The organism is Streptomyces sp. PA03-5A (assembly GCF_033792725.1).
Lineage (GTDB): Bacteria > Actinomycetota > Actinomycetes > Streptomycetales > Streptomycetaceae > Actinacidiphila.
Genome location: NZ_JARAVL010000038.1, coordinates 1 through 19,229 on the forward strand (window position 1 = coordinate 1; position 19,229 = coordinate 19,229).

20 protein-coding genes and 1 tRNA gene are annotated in these 19,229 nt (G+C 73.1%); 11 read left to right on the top strand and 10 right to left on the bottom strand.

From position 1 onward, the window contains the following. Positions 1 to 586: DUF2510 domain-containing protein (locus PV410_RS35300; RefSeq protein ID WP_500330045.1), on the bottom strand; the 586-nt coding region annotated here is incomplete at its 3' end. A gap of 459 nt (positions 587 to 1,045) precedes the next feature. Here PV410_RS35300 and PV410_RS35305 point away from each other — a divergent pair. After that, complete coding sequence (locus PV410_RS35305; RefSeq protein WP_500330046.1) at positions 1,046 to 1,531, top strand: SsgA family sporulation/cell division regulator; 486 nt, start codon at positions 1,046 to 1,048, stop codon at positions 1,529 to 1,531. A 30-nt stretch (positions 1,532 to 1,561) separates the two neighbouring features. On the opposite strand, the gene PV410_RS35310 is transcribed toward PV410_RS35305, so the two are convergent. Next, positions 1,562 to 2,929, bottom strand: coding sequence for an FAD-binding oxidoreductase (locus PV410_RS35310; RefSeq protein WP_500330047.1), 1,368 nt, complete (start codon positions 2,927 to 2,929; stop codon positions 1,562 to 1,564). 118 nt (positions 2,930 to 3,047) lie between these two features. Here PV410_RS35310 and PV410_RS35315 point away from each other — a divergent pair, with 118 nt between their 5' ends. Then, positions 3,048 to 3,437, top strand: coding sequence for a hypothetical protein (locus tag PV410_RS35315; RefSeq protein WP_500330048.1), 390 nt, complete (start codon positions 3,048 to 3,050; stop codon positions 3,435 to 3,437). 71 nt (positions 3,438 to 3,508) lie between these two features. On the opposite strand, the gene hppD is transcribed toward PV410_RS35315, so the two are convergent. Beyond that, positions 3,509 to 4,654 carry a 4-hydroxyphenylpyruvate dioxygenase gene (gene hppD / locus PV410_RS35320; protein ID WP_500330049.1) on the bottom strand — a complete coding sequence of 382 codons (1,146 nt, stop codon included), beginning with the start codon at positions 4,652 to 4,654 and terminating at the stop codon, positions 3,509 to 3,511. Positions 4,655 to 4,787: 133 nt separating this feature from the next. Here hppD and PV410_RS35325 point away from each other — a divergent pair, with 133 nt between their 5' ends. From PV410_RS35325 to PV410_RS35355, 7 genes are all read left to right on the top strand, one after another. Continuing rightward, positions 4,788 to 5,264 (top strand): Lrp/AsnC family transcriptional regulator, encoded by a 477-nt coding sequence (locus tag PV410_RS35325; protein ID WP_499512096.1) that lies wholly within the window; start codon positions 4,788 to 4,790, stop codon positions 5,262 to 5,264. A gap of 26 nt (positions 5,265 to 5,290) precedes the next feature. Further along, a complete protein-coding gene (locus tag PV410_RS35330; protein ID WP_499512097.1) occupies positions 5,291 to 5,938 on the top strand; it encodes an ABC transporter permease in 648 nt (215 codons plus the stop codon). Then, positions 5,931 to 7,172 carry a betaine/proline/choline family ABC transporter ATP-binding protein gene (locus PV410_RS35335; RefSeq protein WP_500330052.1) on the top strand — a complete coding sequence of 414 codons (1,242 nt, stop codon included), beginning with the start codon at positions 5,931 to 5,933 and terminating at the stop codon, positions 7,170 to 7,172. The genes PV410_RS35330 and PV410_RS35335 overlap by 8 nt, the downstream gene beginning before the upstream one ends. Next, complete coding sequence (locus tag PV410_RS35340) at positions 7,169 to 8,080, top strand: ABC transporter permease (RefSeq protein ID WP_500330053.1); 912 nt, start codon at positions 7,169 to 7,171, stop codon at positions 8,078 to 8,080. The genes PV410_RS35335 and PV410_RS35340 overlap by 4 nt, the downstream gene beginning before the upstream one ends. Next, complete coding sequence (locus PV410_RS35345; RefSeq protein WP_500330055.1) at positions 8,080 to 9,051, top strand: glycine betaine ABC transporter substrate-binding protein; 972 nt, start codon at positions 8,080 to 8,082, stop codon at positions 9,049 to 9,051. The genes PV410_RS35340 and PV410_RS35345 overlap by 1 nt, the downstream gene beginning before the upstream one ends. A 79-nt stretch (positions 9,052 to 9,130) precedes the next feature. Next, positions 9,131 to 9,757, top strand: coding sequence for an ArsR/SmtB family transcription factor (locus tag PV410_RS35350; protein ID WP_500330057.1), 627 nt, complete (start codon positions 9,131 to 9,133; stop codon positions 9,755 to 9,757). Positions 9,758 to 9,781: 24 nt separating this feature from the next. Continuing rightward, on the top strand, positions 9,782 to 11,071 hold the full coding sequence (locus PV410_RS35355; protein ID WP_500330059.1) for an MFS transporter: 1,290 nt from the start codon (positions 9,782 to 9,784) through the stop codon (positions 11,069 to 11,071). Positions 11,072 to 11,078: 7 nt separating this feature from the next. Here PV410_RS35355 and PV410_RS35360 read toward each other — a convergent pair whose 3' ends face one another. The 6 genes from PV410_RS35360 to PV410_RS35385 form a co-directional block, all read right to left on the bottom strand. Beyond that, positions 11,079 to 11,867, bottom strand: a complete 789-nt coding sequence (locus tag PV410_RS35360) for a S16 family serine protease (protein WP_500330061.1) — start codon at positions 11,865 to 11,867, stop codon at positions 11,079 to 11,081. 59 nt (positions 11,868 to 11,926) lie between these two features. Further along, on the bottom strand, positions 11,927 to 12,592 hold the full coding sequence (locus PV410_RS35365) for an IclR family transcriptional regulator (RefSeq protein WP_500330063.1): 666 nt from the start codon (positions 12,590 to 12,592) through the stop codon (positions 11,927 to 11,929). A gap of 328 nt (positions 12,593 to 12,920) precedes the next feature. After that, positions 12,921 to 14,729: a DEAD/DEAH box helicase gene (locus PV410_RS35370; protein ID WP_500330064.1), complete on the bottom strand. Its 1,809-nt coding sequence runs from the start codon at positions 14,727 to 14,729 to the stop codon at positions 12,921 to 12,923. Between the two features lie 533 nt (positions 14,730 to 15,262). Beyond that, on the bottom strand, positions 15,263 to 15,649 hold the full coding sequence (locus PV410_RS35375) for a type II toxin-antitoxin system death-on-curing family toxin (RefSeq protein ID WP_500330066.1): 387 nt from the start codon (positions 15,647 to 15,649) through the stop codon (positions 15,263 to 15,265). A gap of 1 nt (position 15,650) precedes the next feature. Continuing rightward, on the bottom strand, positions 15,651 to 15,851 hold the full coding sequence (locus PV410_RS35380) for a hypothetical protein (protein ID WP_500330068.1): 201 nt from the start codon (positions 15,849 to 15,851) through the stop codon (positions 15,651 to 15,653). Between the two features lie 31 nt (positions 15,852 to 15,882). Further along, positions 15,883 to 17,250 carry an MFS transporter gene (locus PV410_RS35385; protein ID WP_500330136.1) on the bottom strand — a complete coding sequence of 456 codons (1,368 nt, stop codon included), beginning with the start codon at positions 17,248 to 17,250 and terminating at the stop codon, positions 15,883 to 15,885. A gap of 145 nt (positions 17,251 to 17,395) precedes the next feature. Here PV410_RS35385 and PV410_RS35390 point away from each other — a divergent pair, with 145 nt between their 5' ends. Then, complete coding sequence (locus tag PV410_RS35390) at positions 17,396 to 18,256, top strand: alpha/beta fold hydrolase (protein ID WP_500330070.1); 861 nt, start codon at positions 17,396 to 17,398, stop codon at positions 18,254 to 18,256. A gap of 91 nt (positions 18,257 to 18,347) precedes the next feature. Then, positions 18,348 to 18,419, top strand: a tRNA-Cys gene (locus PV410_RS35395). 121 nt (positions 18,420 to 18,540) lie between these two features. On the opposite strand, the gene PV410_RS35400 is transcribed toward PV410_RS35395, so the two are convergent. Next, positions 18,541 to 19,122, bottom strand: coding sequence for a dihydrofolate reductase family protein (locus PV410_RS35400; RefSeq protein WP_500330072.1), 582 nt, complete (start codon positions 19,120 to 19,122; stop codon positions 18,541 to 18,543). Positions 19,123 to 19,229 lie beyond the last annotated feature (107 nt).

The following is a 19,229-nucleotide window of genomic DNA, read 5'->3' on the forward strand; positions in this document are numbered from 1 at the left end:
GGGCCGGGGCGGGGGCGGCAGCCGGGGCGGGGGCGGCGGTCCGCAGGGGGGCCGGCGAAGGGGCCTGGACCCGGTCGGGTGCGGCGGGCTGCTCCGCACGCTCGGGGGTGCCCCACGACACGCGGGGCGCGGGGGCCTGACGGGCCGGGTCGGCGACCCACGCCCGCTCCGGGGCGGGATCCGGACGGGGCTCCTGCCGCGGCTGCTCCGCGGGGCGCGACTGCGGCTGCGGCTGCGGCTGTGCCTGCAGCCCGGTGAAGGTGCCGGTGCCGGGTCCGCGTTCGGCCCTCGGCGCCAGCGGGTCCTCGTCCAGGAACATCGGCCCGGACTCCTCCAGCGCGGGGGTCCACGGCGTCGCCGCCGGGGTCTGCGGCACCGGGGGCGCGGGCGGCGGTGCCAGCACGGGGCCGGCCGCTGCCACGGCGGCACCGGACGGCGGCGCGAGGTCCTCCCCGGGCTGCGGGGCGGGGCGGCTCGTACCGGGCACCCAGGAGGACCCGTTCCAGTACCGGATGTAGCCCGGGATGGACGGGTCCGGGTAGTACCCGGGACCGGGCAGACTCCCGCCGCTGCTACCGGAGGTCATCCGAGACAACTCCCCTCACGACCGACACGCTCGGACCAGCCCGCCGTCCCCGGCGTGCAAGGGACGACACTAACGAAGAACGCGGCGGGCGGACGAAAGAAACGATCCTTGGGCGAGGATCGGTATTCCGGGGCAAATCCCGTCGACCGACCCGATACGCTTCCGAACTGACACCGCCTCGGACGGACGGGGACGTGCGCGCCGCGGAGCCGTGGGCGCGGCGGGGGCGGGAACGGGAGGGCCGTCGTACGGCCGGACGCACCCAGGGCGGGGCGGACGGCGACGTTCCGTGTGTACCGCATCCATCTCACGCGTGCCGGGCGTTCGGGAAAAGTCTTCCCGATCGCCCGGACCCGCGTAATGGTGAATGCCGTATGCGCTCTCTCCCGGTGCGGGCCCCGCGCAGCACCCGCCGCGCAGCACCGCCAGGGGCCTTCGCGCCGAGGAAAGGACGACGAGATGCACACCGTGGTCGAACGGGAACTGGAGATGCACCTGGTGCTGTCGCCCGAGCGCAGCATCGCCGTCCCGGCCAAGCTGTCCTACCGGGCGGAGGATCCCTTCGCCGTGCACATCACCTTCCACATCGGCTCCGACTGCCCCGTCAACTGGACCTTCGCCCGGGAGCTGCTGGTCGAGGGGGTGTTCCGGCCGAGCGGGCACGGTGACGTACGGATCTGGCCGACCAAGACGGACGGGCGGAGCGTGATCTGCATGGCCCTCAGCTCGCCGGACGGCACCGCCCTGCTGGAGGCGTCCTCGCACCCGGTGGCGGCGTGGCTGGAGCGCACGCTGCGGGCGGTGCCGCCGGGGACGGAGCTGGACCACCTGGCCATGGACGAGCGGCTGGACGAGCTGCTGGCCCCGGCCGCCGGGGAGGGCGCGCGCGACGAGCGCCGCACGCCCGACCCCTGGCACGGCGCCGACGAGCCGCCGGACGCGTAGGGCGGCGGCCCGCGGGCCGGAGCCGTGGGCTCAGAACACCTTGCCGGGGTTGAGGATGCCGAGCGGGTCGAACACGGCCTTGACGCCGCGCTGCATCTCCACGCCGACCGGGCCGAGTTCGCGGGCCAGCCACTCCTTCTTCAGGACGCCGACGCCGTGCTCCCCGGTGATCGTGCCGCCGAGCTCCAGGCCAAGCGCCATGATCTCGTCGAAGGACTCGCGGGCCCGGCCGGACTCCTCGGGATCGGCGGCGTCGAAGCACACCACGGGGTGGGTGTTGCCGTCCCCGGCGTGCGCGCACACGCCGATCGTCAGGTCGTGCTTGCGGGCGATCGCCGCGACCCCGTCGAGCATCGCGGCGAGCCTGCCGCGCGGCACGCACACGTCGTCGATCATCGTGGCCGTGGAGACCCGCTCCAGTGCGGGCAGTGCCATCCGCCGTGCCTGCAGCAGCATTTCGGACTCCGCCGCGTCCTCGGCGGGCACCACCTGCGTCGCCCCGGCGGCCGTGCACAGCGCCCCCACCGCGGCCAGGTCGGCGGCCGGGTCGGGGGTGTCGAAGGCGGCGAGCAGCAGTGCCTCGGTCGACTCGGGCAGCCCCATGCTGGTCATGTCGTTGACCGCGCGCACGGTCGTGCCGTCCATCAGCTCCAGCAGCGAGGGCACGTGGCCGCCGGTCATGATGTCGCAGACCGCCGCGCAGGCCGCCTCGGCCGAGCCGAACTCCGCCACCAGCGCCAACTGGGCGGGCGGCGCGGGCTTGAGTGCCAGCACGGCCCGCACGACGACGCCGAGGCTGCCCTCGGAGCCGACGAACAGCCGGGTCAGGTCGTAGCCGGCGACGCCCTTGGCGGTGCGCCGGCCGGTGCGCAACAGCCGTCCGTCGGCCAGGACGACCTCCAGGCCGAGCACGTACTCGGCGGTGACCCCGTACTTCACGCAGCACAGGCCGCCGGAGCCGGTGCCGATGTTGCCGCCGATGGTGCACTGCTCCCAGCTGGAGGGGTCCGGCGGGTAGTACAGGCCCCGCTCGGCGACGGCGCGGGAGAGGGCGGCGTTGACGACGCCCGGCTCGACGACGGCGACCCGGTCGACGGGGTCGATCTCCAGGATGCGGTCCATCCTGGTCAGGGAGAGCACGATGCAGCCGTCGGAGGCGTTGGCGGCGCCCGACAGGCCGGTGCGGGCCCCCTGCGGCACGACGGGCACCCGCAGCGCCGTGGCGGTCCGCATGACGTGCTGGACCTGCTCCACGGTGCGCGGCAGGACGACCACCGCGGGCGCCCCGGCCGGGCAGAAGCTGGCCATGTCGTTGGCGTACGAGGCGGTGACGTCGGGATCGGCGAGGATGGCCTCGTCGGGGAGTCCGGCACGCAGCCGGTCGATGAGATCGCCCATGCGTCCAGCTTCGCACCGCGCCGCCGCCCGGGGAAGATCACGTCACCGCGCGGTTCACGGCTTCCTGAGTATCCGTACGGATGGTGGCGCGGGCGGGGGCGCGGCGAGGATGGCCGCCGTGACGGATACGACGGACCCCGGGGGCACGGCGCAGGCGCGGCGACGCCACGGGCGGAGGATCGTGGTGCGCTGCGTGTGGGCGGTCGTGCTGCTCGCCCCGCCGGTGGTGCTGTGGGTCATGGGCGCGGCGGACGCGGCGCAGCACAAGAGCCCCACAGACTGGGTGGGCAACCACCGCGCCAAGGTCGCGCTGGAGAACGCCGCCCTGCTCATCGCGGGCCTGCCGGCCGCCGGGGTGGTGATCGGTGCCCTCGCCGGGGCGCTGCGGCGGCCGCCGCGCACGGGGCTGTGGGCGGCGACGGGGGCGGTGCTGGGGGCGCTGGCGTTGTGGGCGTTCGGCGCGTACGCGTTTCTGACGGCCTTGCGCCACCTCACGATCGTCTTCTGACGGAGACCGGCGCCGGCCGCGCCCTCCCCCGCGGGGGCACGGTCCGGCGCCGGAGTCGGCGGCGGTGGCGATCAGAGGTTGCCGCGGCGCTCCTGCTCGCGCTCGATCGCTTCGAAGAGCGCCTTGAAGTTGCCCTTGCCGAAGCCCATCGAACCGTGCCGCTCGATCATTTCGAAGAAGACGGTCGGGCGATCCTGGACAGGCTTGGTGAAGATCTGCAGCAGGTAGCCGTCTTCGTCCCGGTCTGCCAGGATCTTCAACTCCCGCAGGGTGTCGATCGGGACACGGGTGTCGCCGACCCACTCGCCGAGGGTGTCGTAGTAGGAGTCGGGCGTGTCGAGGAACTCGACACCCGCGGCGCGCATGGCGCGGACCGAGGCGACGATGTCGTTCGTGGCGAGGGCGATGTGCTGGACGCCCGGGCCGCCGTAGAACTCCAGGTACTCGTCGATCTGGGACTTCTTCTTGGCGATCGCGGGCTCGTTGATGGGGAACTTGACCTTCAGCGTGCCGTCCGCGACGACCTTGGACATCAGGGCCGAGTACTCGGTGGCGATGTCGTCACCGACGAACTCCTTCATGTTGGTGAAGCCCATGACGCGGTTGTAGAAGGTCACCCAGTCGTTCATCTTGCCGAGCTCGACGTTGCCGACGCAGTGGTCGATCGCCTGGAAGAACCGCTTGGCCGGCGGCTCCACGATCGGCTCGGCGGCGACGTAGCCGGGCAGGTACGGGCCCTTGTAGGCGCCGCGCTCGACCAGGGTGTGGCGGGTCTGGCCGTAGGTGGCGATGGCGGCCAGCACCACGGTGCCGTACTCGTCGCCGACCTCGTGGGGCTCCTCCAGGCCGGTGGCGCCGTGGGCGAGGGCGTAGTCGTAGGCGGCGCGGACGTCCGGCACCTCCAGGGCCAGGTCCACGACGCCGTCGCCGTGGGCTGCGACGTGCTCCTCCAGGAAGCGGCCGTGGTCGGTGGCGGCCCTGACGACGGAGGTGAAGACGAAGCGGGCGCTGCCGGACTCCAGGACGTAGGACGCGGTCTCGCGGCTGCCGTTCTCCGGTCCGGAGTAGGCCACGCGCTTCATGCCGAACGCGGTCGAGTAGTAGTGGGCGGCCTGCTTGGCGTTGCCCACCGCGAAGACGACCGCGTCCATTCCCTTGACCGGGAACGGGTCCGCGTCGCCGGGGGTGGGGGAAGTGTGATCCAGGGTCTCAGTCATGGCAGCAGCCTCGCCCGGCACCTCAAGGTGCGCAATAGTTTGCAGAACGACTGGGCAACCTGTACAGCGGTCGGCGGAAATCAGGCGGCATTCTGTGCACGGTGACCACCGTCACAGGAGGGACTGGGGTGTCATGGGGATCGACCGGCTGGACGGACGGCTGATCAAGCTGCTCGCCGAGGAACCGCGGATCGGCGTGCTGGAGGCCTCGCGGCGCCTGGGAGTGGCGCGCGGGACCGTGCAGGCACGGCTGGACCGCCTTCAGGCCAATGGGGTGATCCGCGGCTTCGGACCGCAGGTCGACCCGGCCGCGCTGGGCTACCCGGTGACGGCCTTCGCCACGCTGGAGATCAAGCAGGGGCAAGGCCCGGACGTGCGGGCGCATTTGGCCGGCGTCCCGGAGGTCCTGGAGCTGCACACCACGACCGGGCAGGGGGACATGCTGTGCCGGCTGGTGGCCCGCTCGAACGCCGATCTCCAACGTGTGATCGACCGGGTTGTGGGCTTTGATGGCATCGTGCGGGCCTCCACGGCGATCGTCATGGAGAACCCGGTCCCGTTGCGGATCATCCCGCTGGTCGAGCAGGCGGCACAGGACGCGGACACGTAGCCGAGGGACGGCAGGGGTGATGCCCGGTGAGCTTCTGGGAGTACCTCGCCAGCCGTCACGAGCAGCTGCTGATCGACGCGTACCAGCAGGCCAGCCTGGTCTTCCAGTGCATGGTGCTGGCGACCGCGATCGGGGTGGCGATCGGGGTCCTGTCCTACCGGCGCGACTGGGCCGCGGCCCTGGCCGTCACCTCCACCGCGACGATCCTCACCATCCCCTCCCTGGCCCTGATCGGCCTGCTGATCCCCTGGCTGGGGCTCGGCGTCCCCCCGACGGTGACGGCCCTGACGCTGTACGGGCTGCTGCCGGTGGTCCGCAACGCGATCGTGGGGCTGCGCGGGGTCGACCCTGCGCTGGTCGACGCGGCCCGCGGCATCGGGATGTCGCGGACGGCCGCCCTGGCGCGGGTCGAGCTGCCGCTGGCGTGGCCGCCGATCCTGACCGGCATCAGGGTGGCGACGCAGATGCTGATGGGCATCGCGGCGATCGCGGCGTACGCCTCCGGGCCGGGGCTCGGCAACGAGATCTTCCGCGGGATCGCCTCCCTGGGCGGCGCCAACGCCCTCAACCAGGTGCTGGCCGGGACGGTCGGCATCGTCGTCCTGGCGCTGCTCTTCGACGCCTGCTACGTGCTGCTCGGGCGGCTCACCGTCCCCCGGGGGATCCGTGGCTGAGGCGTCGGGCGCGACCATCGAGCTGGAGCAGCTGACCAAGCGGTACCCGGGCAGCGCGGAACCGGCCGTGGACGGCGTGAGCATGGAGATCGGGGCCGGCGAGACGGTGATCTTCGTCGGTCCCTCCGGGTGCGGGAAGTCCACCACCCTGAAGATGATCAACCGGCTGATCGAGCCGACTTCGGGCCGCATCCGCATCGGCGGCGAGGACGTCACCGACATGGACCCGGTGAAGCTGCGCCGCAAGATCGGCTACGCGATCCAGTCCTCCGGGCTGTTCCCGCACATGACGGTGGCCGAGAACATCGGGCTCGTCCCCCGGATGGTGGGCTGGTCCAGGGCGCGGGTCCGGGACCGCGTCGAGGAGATGCTGGACCTGGTCGGGCTGGACCCGAGGGAGTTCCGGGGCCGCTACCCGCGCCAGTTGTCGGGCGGTCAGCAGCAGCGCGTCGGGGTGGCGCGGGCGCTGGCGGCCGATCCCCCGGTGCTGCTGATGGACGAGCCCTTCGGCGCCGTCGACCCGATCACCCGTGACCACCTCCAGGACGAACTGATCAGGCTGCAGCACGAACTGCACAAGACGATCGTCTTCGTCACCCATGACTTCGACGAGGCGATCAAGCTCGGGGACCGCATCGCGGTGCTGCGGGAACGCTCGCACATCGCCCAGTTCGACACCCCCGAGGCGATCCTGACCAATCCGGCCGACGACTTCGTCTCCGGGTTCGTGGGCGCCGGGGCCGCCCTGAAGCGGCTCAACCTGACCCGGGTGCGGGACGTGGGCGTCGCCGACTTCCCGACGGTGCGCCTGGACGACCCCCTCCAGTCGATCTTCGACCGGCTGCGGGAGGTGACCACGACCAACGAACTGCTGCTGCTGGACCGCAGGGGCCGCCCCTACAAGTGGCTGCGGCGCGGCGACCTGATGCGCGCCAAGGGCTCGCTCGCCCGCGCCGGGACGCTGGTGGGCGACACGGTGACCCGGGACGCGACCCTGCGCGACGCCCTGGAGGCGGTGCTCACCGACAGCAGCGGACGGGTCGCGGTGACCGGCCGGCGCGGCGAGTTCACCGGGGTGGTGGACATGGAGACGCTGCTCAACTCCGTGCACCAGCTGCTGGAGGAGGACCGGCTGGCGGCCCTGGAGCACCGTCACGAACTGGAGGAGCTGCGCGCCCCGCAGACCCGGGCCGAGCAGGAGGGCGCCGACCACGAACCGGGGGCGCGGGCATGAGCCCCACCACCGGCGCACCGCCGGGCGGGACGGACGGGACAGGAGGACCCGGCGGGCCGGGCGGGCCCGCGACGGCTCCCGGGGCCGGGCAGGGCCCGGCCGGTCCGGAGGAACCCGCGGGCGGCGAGGGCCCCGGCGACCGGCCCCGCGGGCCCGCGGCCGGACCGCCGGCCCGGCGGCTGACCTGGCGGAGACTGCTGGTCACCCCGGTCGTGCTCGCCCTCGTCCTGCTCGCCACCTACCTGTGGATCACCGGCATCACCCTCGACTCCATCGCCGAGAACGCCCTCGTCGGCGACACCGTCAGGGTGCGGCTGTGGCAGCACGTCAAACTGACCGCGATCTCCACCTTCTGGGTGCTGGTCATCGCCGTCCCGCTCGGCATCGCACTGACCCGGCGGCGGCTGCGCCCCGCCGCGCCGGTGGTCACGGCGATCGCCAACATCGGGCAGGCGACGCCCGCCATCGGGATGCTGGCGCTGCTGGTCATCTGGCTGGGCATCGGGCCGCGCACGGCGCTGATCGGCATGGTGGTCTACGCGGTGCTGCCGGTGCTGTCCAACACCATGGCGGGGCTGCGGGCCATCGACCCCACCCTGATCGAGGCCTCGCGCGGCATCGGGATGTCGGCGGCCGGGACCCTGTCCCGGATCGAACTGCCGCTGGCGGTACCGCTGATCCTGGCCGGCGTGCGCACCGCGCTCGTGCTCAACGTGGGCACCGCCACGCTCGCCACCTTCGTCGGCGGAGGCGGGCTCGGCGACATCATCACCACCGGGATCGTCACCCAGCGCATGCCGGTGCTGGTGCTGGGTTCGGTGCTCACCGTGGTGCTGGCCCTGCTGGTGGACTGGCTGGCGTCGCTGGCCGAGCAGGTGCTGCGGCCGCACGGTCTGGACACGGGCTGATGCGCCGCCGGGCCCTGGCCGCGGGCCTCCTGGTGCTGCTCACCTGCGCCCCGGGCTGCGGGCTCAAGAGCGGCAGCCCGCTCGTCGACGACGTGCGCCCCGGCTCCCTGGGACAGGGGCTCCCGCTCAAGGGCGCCTCGCTGACGGTGACGTCCAAGAGCTTCAGCGAGCAGATCATCCTGGGCTCGATGATCGGCCTGGTCTTCAAGGCGGCCGGCGCCGAGGTGCTGGACCGCACCAACATCCAGGGCTCCATCGGGGCGCGGGAAGCGGTCAAGTCCGGTGCCGCGGACGCCATGTACGAGTACACGGGCACCGCCTGGATCACCTACCTCGGCCACGACGAGCCCATCGCCGACCCCATGGAGCAGTGGCGGGCCGTCCGCGACGCCGACCTGCGCAACGGCATCACCTGGCTGCGGCCGTCCACCCTGGACAACACCTACGCCCTCGCCATCAGCCGGGACAAGAACCGCCCGTACGGGCTGCGGACCCTGTCCGACGTGGCAGCCCTGTCGCGGAGGGACCCCAAGGCCGTCACCCTCTGCGTGGAGAACGAGTTCGCCTCGCGGGACGACGGCCTGCCCGGCATGGAGAAGGCGTACGGCATGGACCTGCCCTCCGCCAACATCCGCAAGATGGACACCGGGATCATCTACACCCAGATCGCCAAGCCCGGTTCCTGCCTGCTCGGCGAGGTCTACACGACCGACGGCCGGATCGCCTCCCTGGACCTGCAGGTCATGGAGGACGACAAACGCTTCTTCCCGAACTACGACGCCGCACCCGTCGTCAACAGCGAGGCCCTTGAGCGCTGGCCGGCCATCCGCTCCCTGCTCGACCCGCTGTCGGAGAAGCTGACCACCGACGTCGGCCGGGAGCTCAACGCGAAGGTGGACGTGGAGGGCGAGGACCCGCACGAGGTCGCCAAGGAGTGGCTTATGAAGGAGGGCTTCATCAGGGCGGGGTGAGCGGGCGGGGTGAGCGCGTCGGGCGAGGCGTGCAAAGAAAGCGTTGCAAAGGAGCCTTTGCAACCTCTACGGTGGGACCGTGCCAGACGACCCCACCGCCGACGCGACCGACCCCGGCGTCATCAGCCTCGACCCGCGCACCCTGCGCGGCCTCGCGCACCCGCTGCGCATCCGGCTGCTCGCCGCGCTGCGCGAGCACGGCCCCGCCACCGCCTCCGGCCTGGCGGCCCGGCTCGGCGAGTCCAGCGGCGCCACCAGCTACCACCTGCGGCAACTGGCGGCGTACGGCTTCGTCGAGGAGGAACCGGACCGCGGCACCGCACGCGAGCGCTGGTGGAGGGCCGCGCACCGCGGCACGCACTTCGACGCCGGGGGCTTCCTCGGCCACGCCGACCCCGAAGTGCGCGCCGCCATCGGGCTGTTCGGGCGCGAGGTCGCCGCGCACCACGCCGCGGAGCTGGAGACCTGGCTCGCCACCGTCGGCGACTGGCCCGCGGAGTGGCGCCGCAGCTTCGACCTCAGCGACTTCGCCCTGCGGCTCACCCCGGCCGGGGCCCGCGCCCTGCGCGACGAACTCCACGCCGTGCTGGAGCGCTACCGCACCTCGGAAGGCGGGCACCGCTCGGACCACGAGGACGCAGGGGACACCGAGGACGCCGTGCCCGTCCGCGTCCACCTGCATACCTTTCCGCGCACCGCGGACTGACCGCACCGACCACGGGGGACACACATGGAGACCGGAACCGGCATATCCGACGGCACCGAGCGGGCCACCGGGCCCGTGCCCGCACCCGATCCTCGGCCGCTGCGGCTGGTCCTGGCCGCCAACGTCGTGTCGATCAGCGGCAATTCGCTCACCGTGCTCGCCGTCCCCTGGTTCGTGCTGCAGACCACCGGCAGCGCCGCCCGCGCGGGCCTGGCGGCCTTCTGCGCGACCCTGCCGGTCGTGGTCTCCGCGCTCGTCGGCGGGCCGGTCATCGACCGCTTCGGACGGCGCAGGTCCTCGGTCCTGTCGGACGCGGTGTGCGCGGTGGCCGTCGTGGCGATACCGCTGCTCCACTTCGCGGGCGTGCTGCGCTTCTGGCAGCTGTGCGCGCTGATGGCCGTCAGCGGGCTCTTCCACGGCCCCGGCGAGACCGCGCGCGAGGTCCTGCTGCCCGTGCTGGCCGAGCGGGCCGGGACGCCACTGGGGCGCGCCGCGGGCTACTTCGACGGCGCCTCACGCGGCGCCCGGATGCTCGGCGCCTCGGCCGGCGGTGTGCTCATCGCCGTCCTGGGCGCGGAGGCGGTGCTGCTGCTGGACGCGGCGACCTTCGCCGTCTCCGCGCTGCTGATCGCCTTCGGCGTCCGCGGGCTGCCGGGCGCCGAACCCGCCAAGGACACGGCACCGGTCTCCCTGCGCACGTACCGGGCCGAACTGCGCGAGGGCTACGCCTTCCTGATCCGCACCCGCCTGCTGCTGGCCATCACCTTGATGGTCATGGTCACCAACGGCCTCGACGCGGGCTGGAGTTCGGTGCTGCTGCCCGTGCACGCCGACCGGGAGCTCGGCGGCTCCGTCCAACTCGGCCTGCTGTCGGGGCTCTTCGGGGCCGGCGCGCTCGCCGGGGCGCTGCTGTACGGCGCGGTGGGCCACCGCCTGCCGCGATGGCCGGTCTACACGGTGTGCTTCCTGCTGTGCGGCGCGCCCCGGTTCCTGGTCGCCGCGTGGGTGCCCGGATGGGGTGCCCTGGCGGTGACCATGGTGGCCGGCGGCATCGCGGCGGGGGCGCTCAACCCGATCCTGGCGACGGTGACCTTCGAGAACATCCCGGACGAGCTGCGCACCCGCGCCCTGGGCACCCTGGGCGCCGGGGTGCTGCTCACCACCCCCGTGGGCGGCCTCGCCGCGGGCTACCTGGTGGACGGCATCGGCCTGGCCGGCGCGCTGCTGCTGACCGGCGGGGCGTACTTCCTCGCGACGCTGTGCCCGCTGGTCTTCCCCTCCTGGCGCCACATGGACGCCCGGCGGGGCACCTGACCTCGCACTAGCAGCTGGGCACCTTGCCGCCGCTGTCGAGGGCGTCCAGGGCGTCGATAGCGCCGTCCAGGGTGGTGACGGGCACCAGACGCAGCCCCTTGGGCAGTTCGGCCCTGGCGTCGGCGCACTCGGCCTTCGGGACGAGGAAAACGGTCGCGCCGTCACGCCGGGCGGCCTGCTCCTTGAGCGGGACGCCGCCGACCGGACCCACCTTGCCGCCGGCGGTGATCGTCCCCGTACCGGCGATCCTGCGGCCGCCGGTGAGGTCGCCGCCGCGGCCGTTGCCCTCGATCTTGTCGATGATGCCCAGGCTGAACATCAGGCCCGCACTGGGCCCGCCGACGTCCGCGAGGTGGAGGGTGACCTTGACGTCCGAGGGGGACAGCCGCAGCTGCCGCAGGGCCGCGGCGGTGGCGTCCTGCTGGGACTCGGTCATCTCCGCCTGGTTGTGCCGCTCGATCTCCTTGACGGTGCCGCCGGTCGGGTAGACCGCGTCGCGCGGCATCACGGCCTGGTCCGTGGCGAACCAGGCCTTGAGGACGTCACCGAAGCGGACGGCCGCGTCCGGGTTCGTCGCCGCGATGGTCGTCATCCGCAGCTGCCCCGAGGTGTCGCGGGTCCCGGTCCCGGAGATCGTGATCACCGGCTTGCCCTGGTCGTCGCCGAGGACGTCGGCCGTCAGCCCCGGCACGACGATCGAGATCGGCAGCGGCGCGAACAGGGCCACCGCCAGCAGCGCGGCCACGAGCGCGGCGCAGACGGCGAGGATCCGGTTCCGGGCGGAGACGAAAGGCATGGGGTGAATGTAGTTCACGGCGGCGGCCCGGCGTGCCGGGGCCCGGGGCGCCGGGGCCGCTAGCGCAAGGCGTCGGCGACCTCCAGCGCCGCCTCGACGACCCGGGGACCCACCCGTTCGGGTATCGCGTCGGCGAGCATCACCACGCCCACGCTGCCCTCGATGCCCGGCACGCCCACCAGCGGGGCCGCCGCACCGCTCGCCCCGGCCTCCAGCTCGCCGTGCGTCAGCACGTACCCGGGGCCCTCGGAACACCGTGAATCAGGCTCGTACGGCTGCACGCTGCGCCCGGCGAGGATCGCCCGGCCCGCGGCGCCGCGGTCGAGGGAGTGCCGGAAACCGGTGCGGTAGGCGACGTGGTAGTCGGTCCAGCTCGGCTCGACGACCGCCACGGCCAGCGCCTCGGTACCGTCGACCAGGGTGAGGTGGGCGGTGGCGCCGATGTCCTCGGCGAGGGAGCGCAGGGCGGGGAGCGCGGCCTCGCGCAGCAGCGGGTGCACCTGGTGCGCCAGCCGCAGCACGCCGAGCCCGACCCGGGCGCGGCCGCCGAGGTCGCGGCGGACCAGGGAGTGCTGCTCCAGCGTGGCCAGGAGGCGGTAGACCACCGTACGGTTGACGCCCAGCTTCACCGCCAGCTCCGTGACGGTCAGTCCGTGATCGGTGTCAGCCAACAGCTTCAGGACCCGCAGGCCCCGATCGAGCGTCTGAGAGGTCTCCGCGGTCACGACGCCCCCTTCTCGTGTGAGTGGCGGCTCATCTCTCACGGCGGGAGCACTGCCGGTCCCGCGGCAGAGCGCGGAGAGGCCACCGGTCTGGCGGTACCGGCTGGCGCCCCGAGGCTGCTCTGCCACGGCGCGTTGCGTGACCGGAACGGTAGCGATGCGTACCGCTCAGCGGAAGACTTCGTCCACAATCCGGTCACGTGACCGGGGTAGCGGGGGCGCACGACGTAAATCTTCCGCGGAATCACCTCTCGCACCGCAAGATTCACAGCATCACTGACGTACCATCAGCACCCGGCGCGGGCACCGCGGATGAGCGGACGGCCGCCGCTCAGCGCATCCGCGTCGCCCACTCCTGGACCTTCTTGATGCGTTCGTTGAGCTGCCCCGCCGTCGCCTCCGCGCTCGGCGGTCCGCCGCACACCCGGCGCAGCTCGTTGTGGATGACACCGTGCGGCTTGCCGCTCTGGTGGTTGTACGCGGCGACCATCGTGTTCAGCCGCTTCCGCAGCTCCAGCAGCTCCTTGTGCGTGACGATCGGCCGCCGCTCGGCGGGCAGTTCCAGCAGGTCCGCCTCACTGTCCGGCTTCTTCCGGCTGTGCGCGATCTGCCGGGCCTGCCGCTTCTGCAGCAGCAACTCCACCTGGTCCGGCTCGAGGAGGCCCGGAATGCCCAGGTAGTCCTGCTCCTCCTCGCTGCCCGGGTGCGCCTGCATGCCGAACTCGGCGCCGTCGTACAGCACCCGGTCGAAGACGGCGTCGGACTCCAGCGCCTCGAAGGGCAGCATGTCCTGCTCGCCGGTGTCCTCGTCCTGCTGCTTCTCCGCCTCCGCCAGCTCCTTCTCGGACTCCGCGTACGGGTCCTCCTCGCCCTCCTTCTTCGGCTTGTCGAGGGCGTGGTCGCGCTCCACCTCCATCTCGCCCGCGAAGCCCAGCAGCATGGGGATGGTCGGCAGGAAGACCGAGGCCGTCTCACCGCGGCGGCGGGACCGCACGAAACGGCCCACCGCCTGTGCGAAGAACAGCGGCGTGGAGATGGTCGTCGCGTAGACCCCGACGGCCAGCCGCGGGACGTCCACGCCCTCCGACACCATGCGGACCGCGACCATCCAGCGGTCCTGGCTCGCGCTGAACTCCTCGATCCGCGAGGACGCCCCGGCGTCGTCGGAGAGCACCAGGGTCGCCTTGTGCCCGGTGATCTCCCGGATCAGCTTGGCGTACGCGCGGGCCGAGTCCTGGTCGGTGGCGATCACCAGCGCGCCGGCGTCCGGGATGGACTTGCGGACCTCCGTCAGCCGCTGGTCGGCGGCGCGCAGCACGTTCGGGATCCACTCACCGGTCGGCGCCAGCGCGGTCCGCCAGGCCTGGCCGATCGCGTCCCTGGTCATCGGCTCGCCGAGCCGTGCGGAGATCTCGTCGCCGGCCTTCGTGCGCCAGCGCATGTTGCCGCTGTAGGAGAGGAAGATCACAGGACGCACGACGTGGTCGGCGAGCGCGTTGCCATAGCCGTAGGTGTAGTCGGCGGAGGACCGGCGGATGCCGTCGTTGCCCTCCTCGTACGTCACGAACGGGATCGGGTTCGTGTCCGACCGGAACGGCGTCCCGGTCAGCGCCAGCCGCCTGGCCGCCGGCTCGAACGCCTCCAGGCACGCCTCGCCCCAGGACCGGCTGTCGCCCGCGTGGTGGATCTCGTCGAGGATCACCAGCGTCTTGCGCTGCTCACAGCGGTTGCGGTGCAGCATCGGGCGCACGCCGACGCCCGCGTAGGTCACCGCGACCCCGTGGTACTCCTTGCCGACCGGCCCCGCGCTGTACTCCGGGTCGAGCTTGATGCCTATCCGGGCCGCCGCCTCCGCCCACTGCTTCTTCAGGTGCTCGGTGGGGGCGACGACGGTGATCTGCTGCACGAGGTGGTTGTGGAGCAGGTACGAGGCCAGGGTGAGCGCGAACGTCGTCTTGCCTGCGCCGGGCGTCGCGACGGCCAGGAAGTCACGCGGCTGCGTCGCCACGTAACGGTCCAGGGCACCTTGCTGCCAGGCGCGCAGCTTGCCGGCCGTGCCCCAGGGGGCGCGGCCGGGGAAGGCGGGCGACAGGTGGTGCGAGTGCGAGCTGCTTGCGCTGTGCGGGGCGGTGGTAGTCACGGTCTCCGGTGACGGGTCGGGTACGACAACCGTCACAGCCTACTGGCGCGCGGCGGGGGGTCGTGGTTGCGGCCCGTTGTCGTGTGCGGCGCCGCGGTGGTTGCGGTTGCGGTTTCTCCCCCGCCCTCCCTCCCGATTGCCCGGCGCGGTCAGTGCGGGCCTGCGCACCGTGTGCCTGGGTCGGGGCCGCGCCGGCGCACTCCCCCAGCCTTCGGCCGGGGGGACCCCCACCTCAGCGCTCGCGGCGCTGGTCCACGTCATTCGGCGCCGGGTTACCCGCTCGTCTCCCCCAGCCTTCGGCCGGGGGGACCCCCATGGGCGCACCCGCCACACCCCCTCCCGCTGTGTGGGCGCATGACGCCCGGTGGAGGGTCAGTAAGGCACCTGCGGCAACCCCGGACCGCTCTTCTGAACCCCGTCCGGCCATTAGTCGCCTAGACGACCGGAGGGGGTGTGGCGGGGTGCCCCGGGCGGGGGATGCCTGCCGCAGGCGCAAACAACCCGCACACAACAACGGGCCGCGAGGGACCGCGTCAGGGGGCGGCCAGGCGGGCCAGGGCGCGCCCGATCGCCGCGGGGGCGGAAAGATCCCCCGCCGCGACCGAGACGACCAGGGCGTACGCCACGTCCTGGTCGGCCGACCGCAGGTCGACCCCGTTCAGGCCCAGGAACACCGCCGCCGCCAGCCACGCCGTCCGCTTGTTCCCGTCGACCAGGGGATGGTTCGCCGCGATCGCGTGCAGCAGCGCACCCGCCCGCTCGTACACGTCCCCGTACGCCTCGACGCCGAACATCCGCGCCCGCGGCCGGTGCACAGCCGACGCGAGCAGCCCGGGCTCGCGCACCGCGGGCGGTTGGCCGCCGCAGGCGAGGCGGGCGAGGCCGGTGACCTCGGCGAGTGTGAGGTGGCGCACGGTCATGTCACTCCCCCAGCCTGCGCAGCAGGTCCGCGTGGGCGGCGGCGTACGCCTCCCCCGCGGCGAGGACGCGCGCGGCCTCGGCCGCCTCGTACGCCCGCACCGCCGTGCGCACGAACTCCGCGACGGGCACGCCGTGCGCGTCGGCGAGGTCGCCCAGGGACTCCCACTCGGCGTCGGTGAAGACGAGGGTCAGCTCTTTCACACCGGGACGGTAACCCCCCGGCGCGCCCGTCTCACCCGGTTTTCGGGCGGAGGCGGGCCGCGACGGCGACGCCCGCGAGGGCGAGGACGGACATGGGGAGGAGGACGGCCGTGAAGGCGCCCGCCGCGCCGCCGAGGGCGGCGAAGACGGTGCCCGCGGCGGCGACCAGGACGACGCTGGAGAGCGCGTCGGAGACCTGGAGGGCGGCGGAGTTGGCGCCGGCCTCGGAGGGGGCCGAGAGCTTGAAGAGGATGACGCTCAGGGACGAGATGACCAGGCCCGCGCCGAGGCCGCCCACGCCCCACGCGGCGGCGGCGCTCCAGGCGGGGGCGGCGTCCAGGAGCGGCAGGGCGGCGCCGGCGATCGCCGCGGCCATGAGGAACATGCCGAGGACGACGAGGCGTTCGCGGTGGGGTTCGAGGCGGGGACGGCCCTGGATCCAGGAGCCGATGCCCCAGGTGACGCCGCCGCCGGCCAGGGAGAGCCCGGCGAGGGTCGGGGACATGTGCCGCTGCGTGACGAGCATGAGCGGGACGAAGCTCTCGGCGCCGAGGAACGTGCCGGACGCCACACCGCGCAGCAGCACCACGGACGGCAGTCCGCGGGCCGCGCGGAAGGTGCCGCGGGGCAGCAGCCGCAGCGCGGCCGGGACGACGAGCGCGGCGCCCGCCACGGCGAAGACCAGCGACAGCGGCCTCAGGTCCTGCCCGGCGTACTGGAGCAGCCCGGCGCCGGCGGAGACGGCGAGCGCGAGGCGCAGCCGGCGGCCGTCGGGGGCCGCGCGGTCGTCCGGGGGCCGCTGGAGGGAGGCGCGGCGCAGCGCGGGCAGGCCGGTGAGGAGCGGGAGCACGACGAGCAGGGGGATGGCGAGGAAGACCCAGCGCCAGCCGAACTGCTCGGTGACCGTGCCGGCCACGAGCGGGCCGACGATGGAGGGCAGCACCCAGGACGCGGCGAAGGCCGCCATCACCGCGGGCCGCAGGCGTTCGGGGTAGGCGAGGCCGACGACGACGTACAGGGCGACGATGACGAGCCCGCCGCCGATGCCCTGCACGGCCCGGCCCAGCACGAACGGCCACATGGACTGGGCGGTGCCGGAGACGACCAGGCCGGCCGCGAAGGCGCCGATGCCGGTGACGAGCGGCGCCAGCGGCCCGGTGCGGTCGCACCACTGGCCGCTGACGACCATCGCGAAGAGCGAGGTGGTGAAGTAGCCGGAGAAGGCGAAGGCGTACAGCGGCAGCCCGTCCAGCTCGCGGGCGGCGATGGGCATGGCGGTGCCGACGGCGGTGGCCTCGAAAGCGATGAGCAGGACGACGGAGACCATCGCGAGGGTCAGCGCGCGGTAGCGGCTGCCCAGGACGGTGTCGGCTCCGGTGTCCGGCCCCGCGAGGGGCATGCCTGCATGGCCGGATACCGGCTCGGTGTCTGCGGTGGTCACCACGACAGGGTAAGGGGTCAACCGGCTCGTTGCCCCTGGCACCCGGGTCGGCCTTTCGGCCTAGGGCCGGGAGAAGCGGGCCCGGGCCGGGAAGGCGTAGGCCATGCCGCACTACACCTCGTACGACGGAACCGAGCTCGCCTACCAGGACCGGGGCGAGGGGCCCGTACTGCTCGCGCTCGCCGGCGGGCCGGGGCGGGACGCCGCCTACCTGGGCGACCTCGGCGGCCTGGACCGGGGCCGGCGCCTGGTGGTCCCGGACAGCCGGGGCACCGGCGCCAGCCCGCCGGCCGGCGACCCGCTCGCCTACTCCTTCCCTCGGCTCGCCCAGGACCTGGAGGCGCTCCGCGCGCACCTGGGCCTGGAGCGCTTCGCGCTGCTCGCGCACGACGCGGCCGCCGCGACCGCGCAGGTGTACGCCGCCGCCTACCCGGAGCGGCTGACGCACCTCGTGCTGGTCACCCCGGGCTCCCGGCTGCAGGGCGAGCTGCCCGACGACGCCCGCGAGATCTTCGAGAGCCGCGTGCGCGAGTCCTGGTGGCCGGAGGCGGTCGCCGCCCTCGCCGAGCTGGAGACCGCCGACGACCTCGACCGGGTCCGTACGCTGCTGCTGCAGGTCGCGCCGATGGCGTACGGCCACTGGGACGAGCCCCAGCGCGTCCACGCCGCCGCCGAGGGCGGCCAGTTGCACCCGGTCCCCCGCGCCGGGTTCTGGCAGGGCGTCGACGAACCGGCCCGGCTCGCCGTCCTGGCCCGGCTGCGCGAGGTGACCTGCCCGGTGCTGGTCCTCACCGGCGACCGTGACGCCATCACCGGGATGCGCGCGGGCGAGGTCGTCGCGGCCTGCTTCCCGCACGCCCGCCTGCGTCCGCTGCACGCCGTCGGGCACTTCCCGTGGGTGGACGAACCCGGGCTGTTCCGCCCGGTGGTGGAGGAGTTCCTCGCGTCGCCCGGCGGTTCGTGAACGGCGTGTGGCAGTCCTGTTGCAGGCCCCCGGGAAGCGTTGACCCCCTCCCGGGGGCCGCGTCTATGGTCGAGTCACGTCGACGACGCAAGGCCGTGTGCCCGAGTGGTTCAGGGGCTCGACTGCAAATCGAGTTACGTGGGTTCGATTCCCGCCACGGCCTCTACTTTTCCGACCAGGCAAAACGATAGGGCGGCGCCTCGATGGAGGCGCCGCCCTATGGCCGTCCGGAGGGGCTGGGGCGGATCGGCGTCGGCTGTCACCGTTCGCGGCGGACTTCTTCGTCAACGGCGCACCCGGTAGCGCAGGTGGAGCACCCGGTTCCCCTGAATCGCCACGTCAGGATCCTCCAACAGGTGCTGCGCGTGGACCGACCCGAAGTAGCGCTTGCCGGACCCGAACACGACGGGTACGACGTCCATGCGCACCTCGTCGATCAGGCCCGCGGCAAGCACCTGGCCACCGACGTCGCCGGCGGCGACCTCGACCGTGCGGTCACCCGCGAGCTCCTGCGCCTTGGCCACGGCTGCCTCGACGCCGTTGACGAAGTGGAACGGGGCCTCGGGGTCCCAGCCCTCGGGCTCCGGCCGGTGCGTCACGACGACCACGTGGTCGATCCCGCCCGGCGGCTTCCCGTCCCAGCCGTCCGTCAGGTCGAAGACGTGGCGGCCGACGATCGTGACTCCGATCTGGTCCCAGTACGGCCGGGTGTAGTCGTAGGACGTCTGCGACACCTTCAGCACGCCGCTCTCGTCCAACGGGACGTCACCGCTGGACAACCAGTCGAACAGCGGTCCGGGCTGGTCATTCTCGTCCGCGACGAAGCCGTCCACCGACACCGAGCTGTACATGACCACCTTGCCCACGGGGCCCTCCTCAGCTTTGGGGTGCCCCAAATTAGCGGGTCGTGAGCTGTCGCTCCTGTAGGAAATCAATCGGCCGCCGGCAGCGGCCAGCCTCTCGCGCGTGGCCG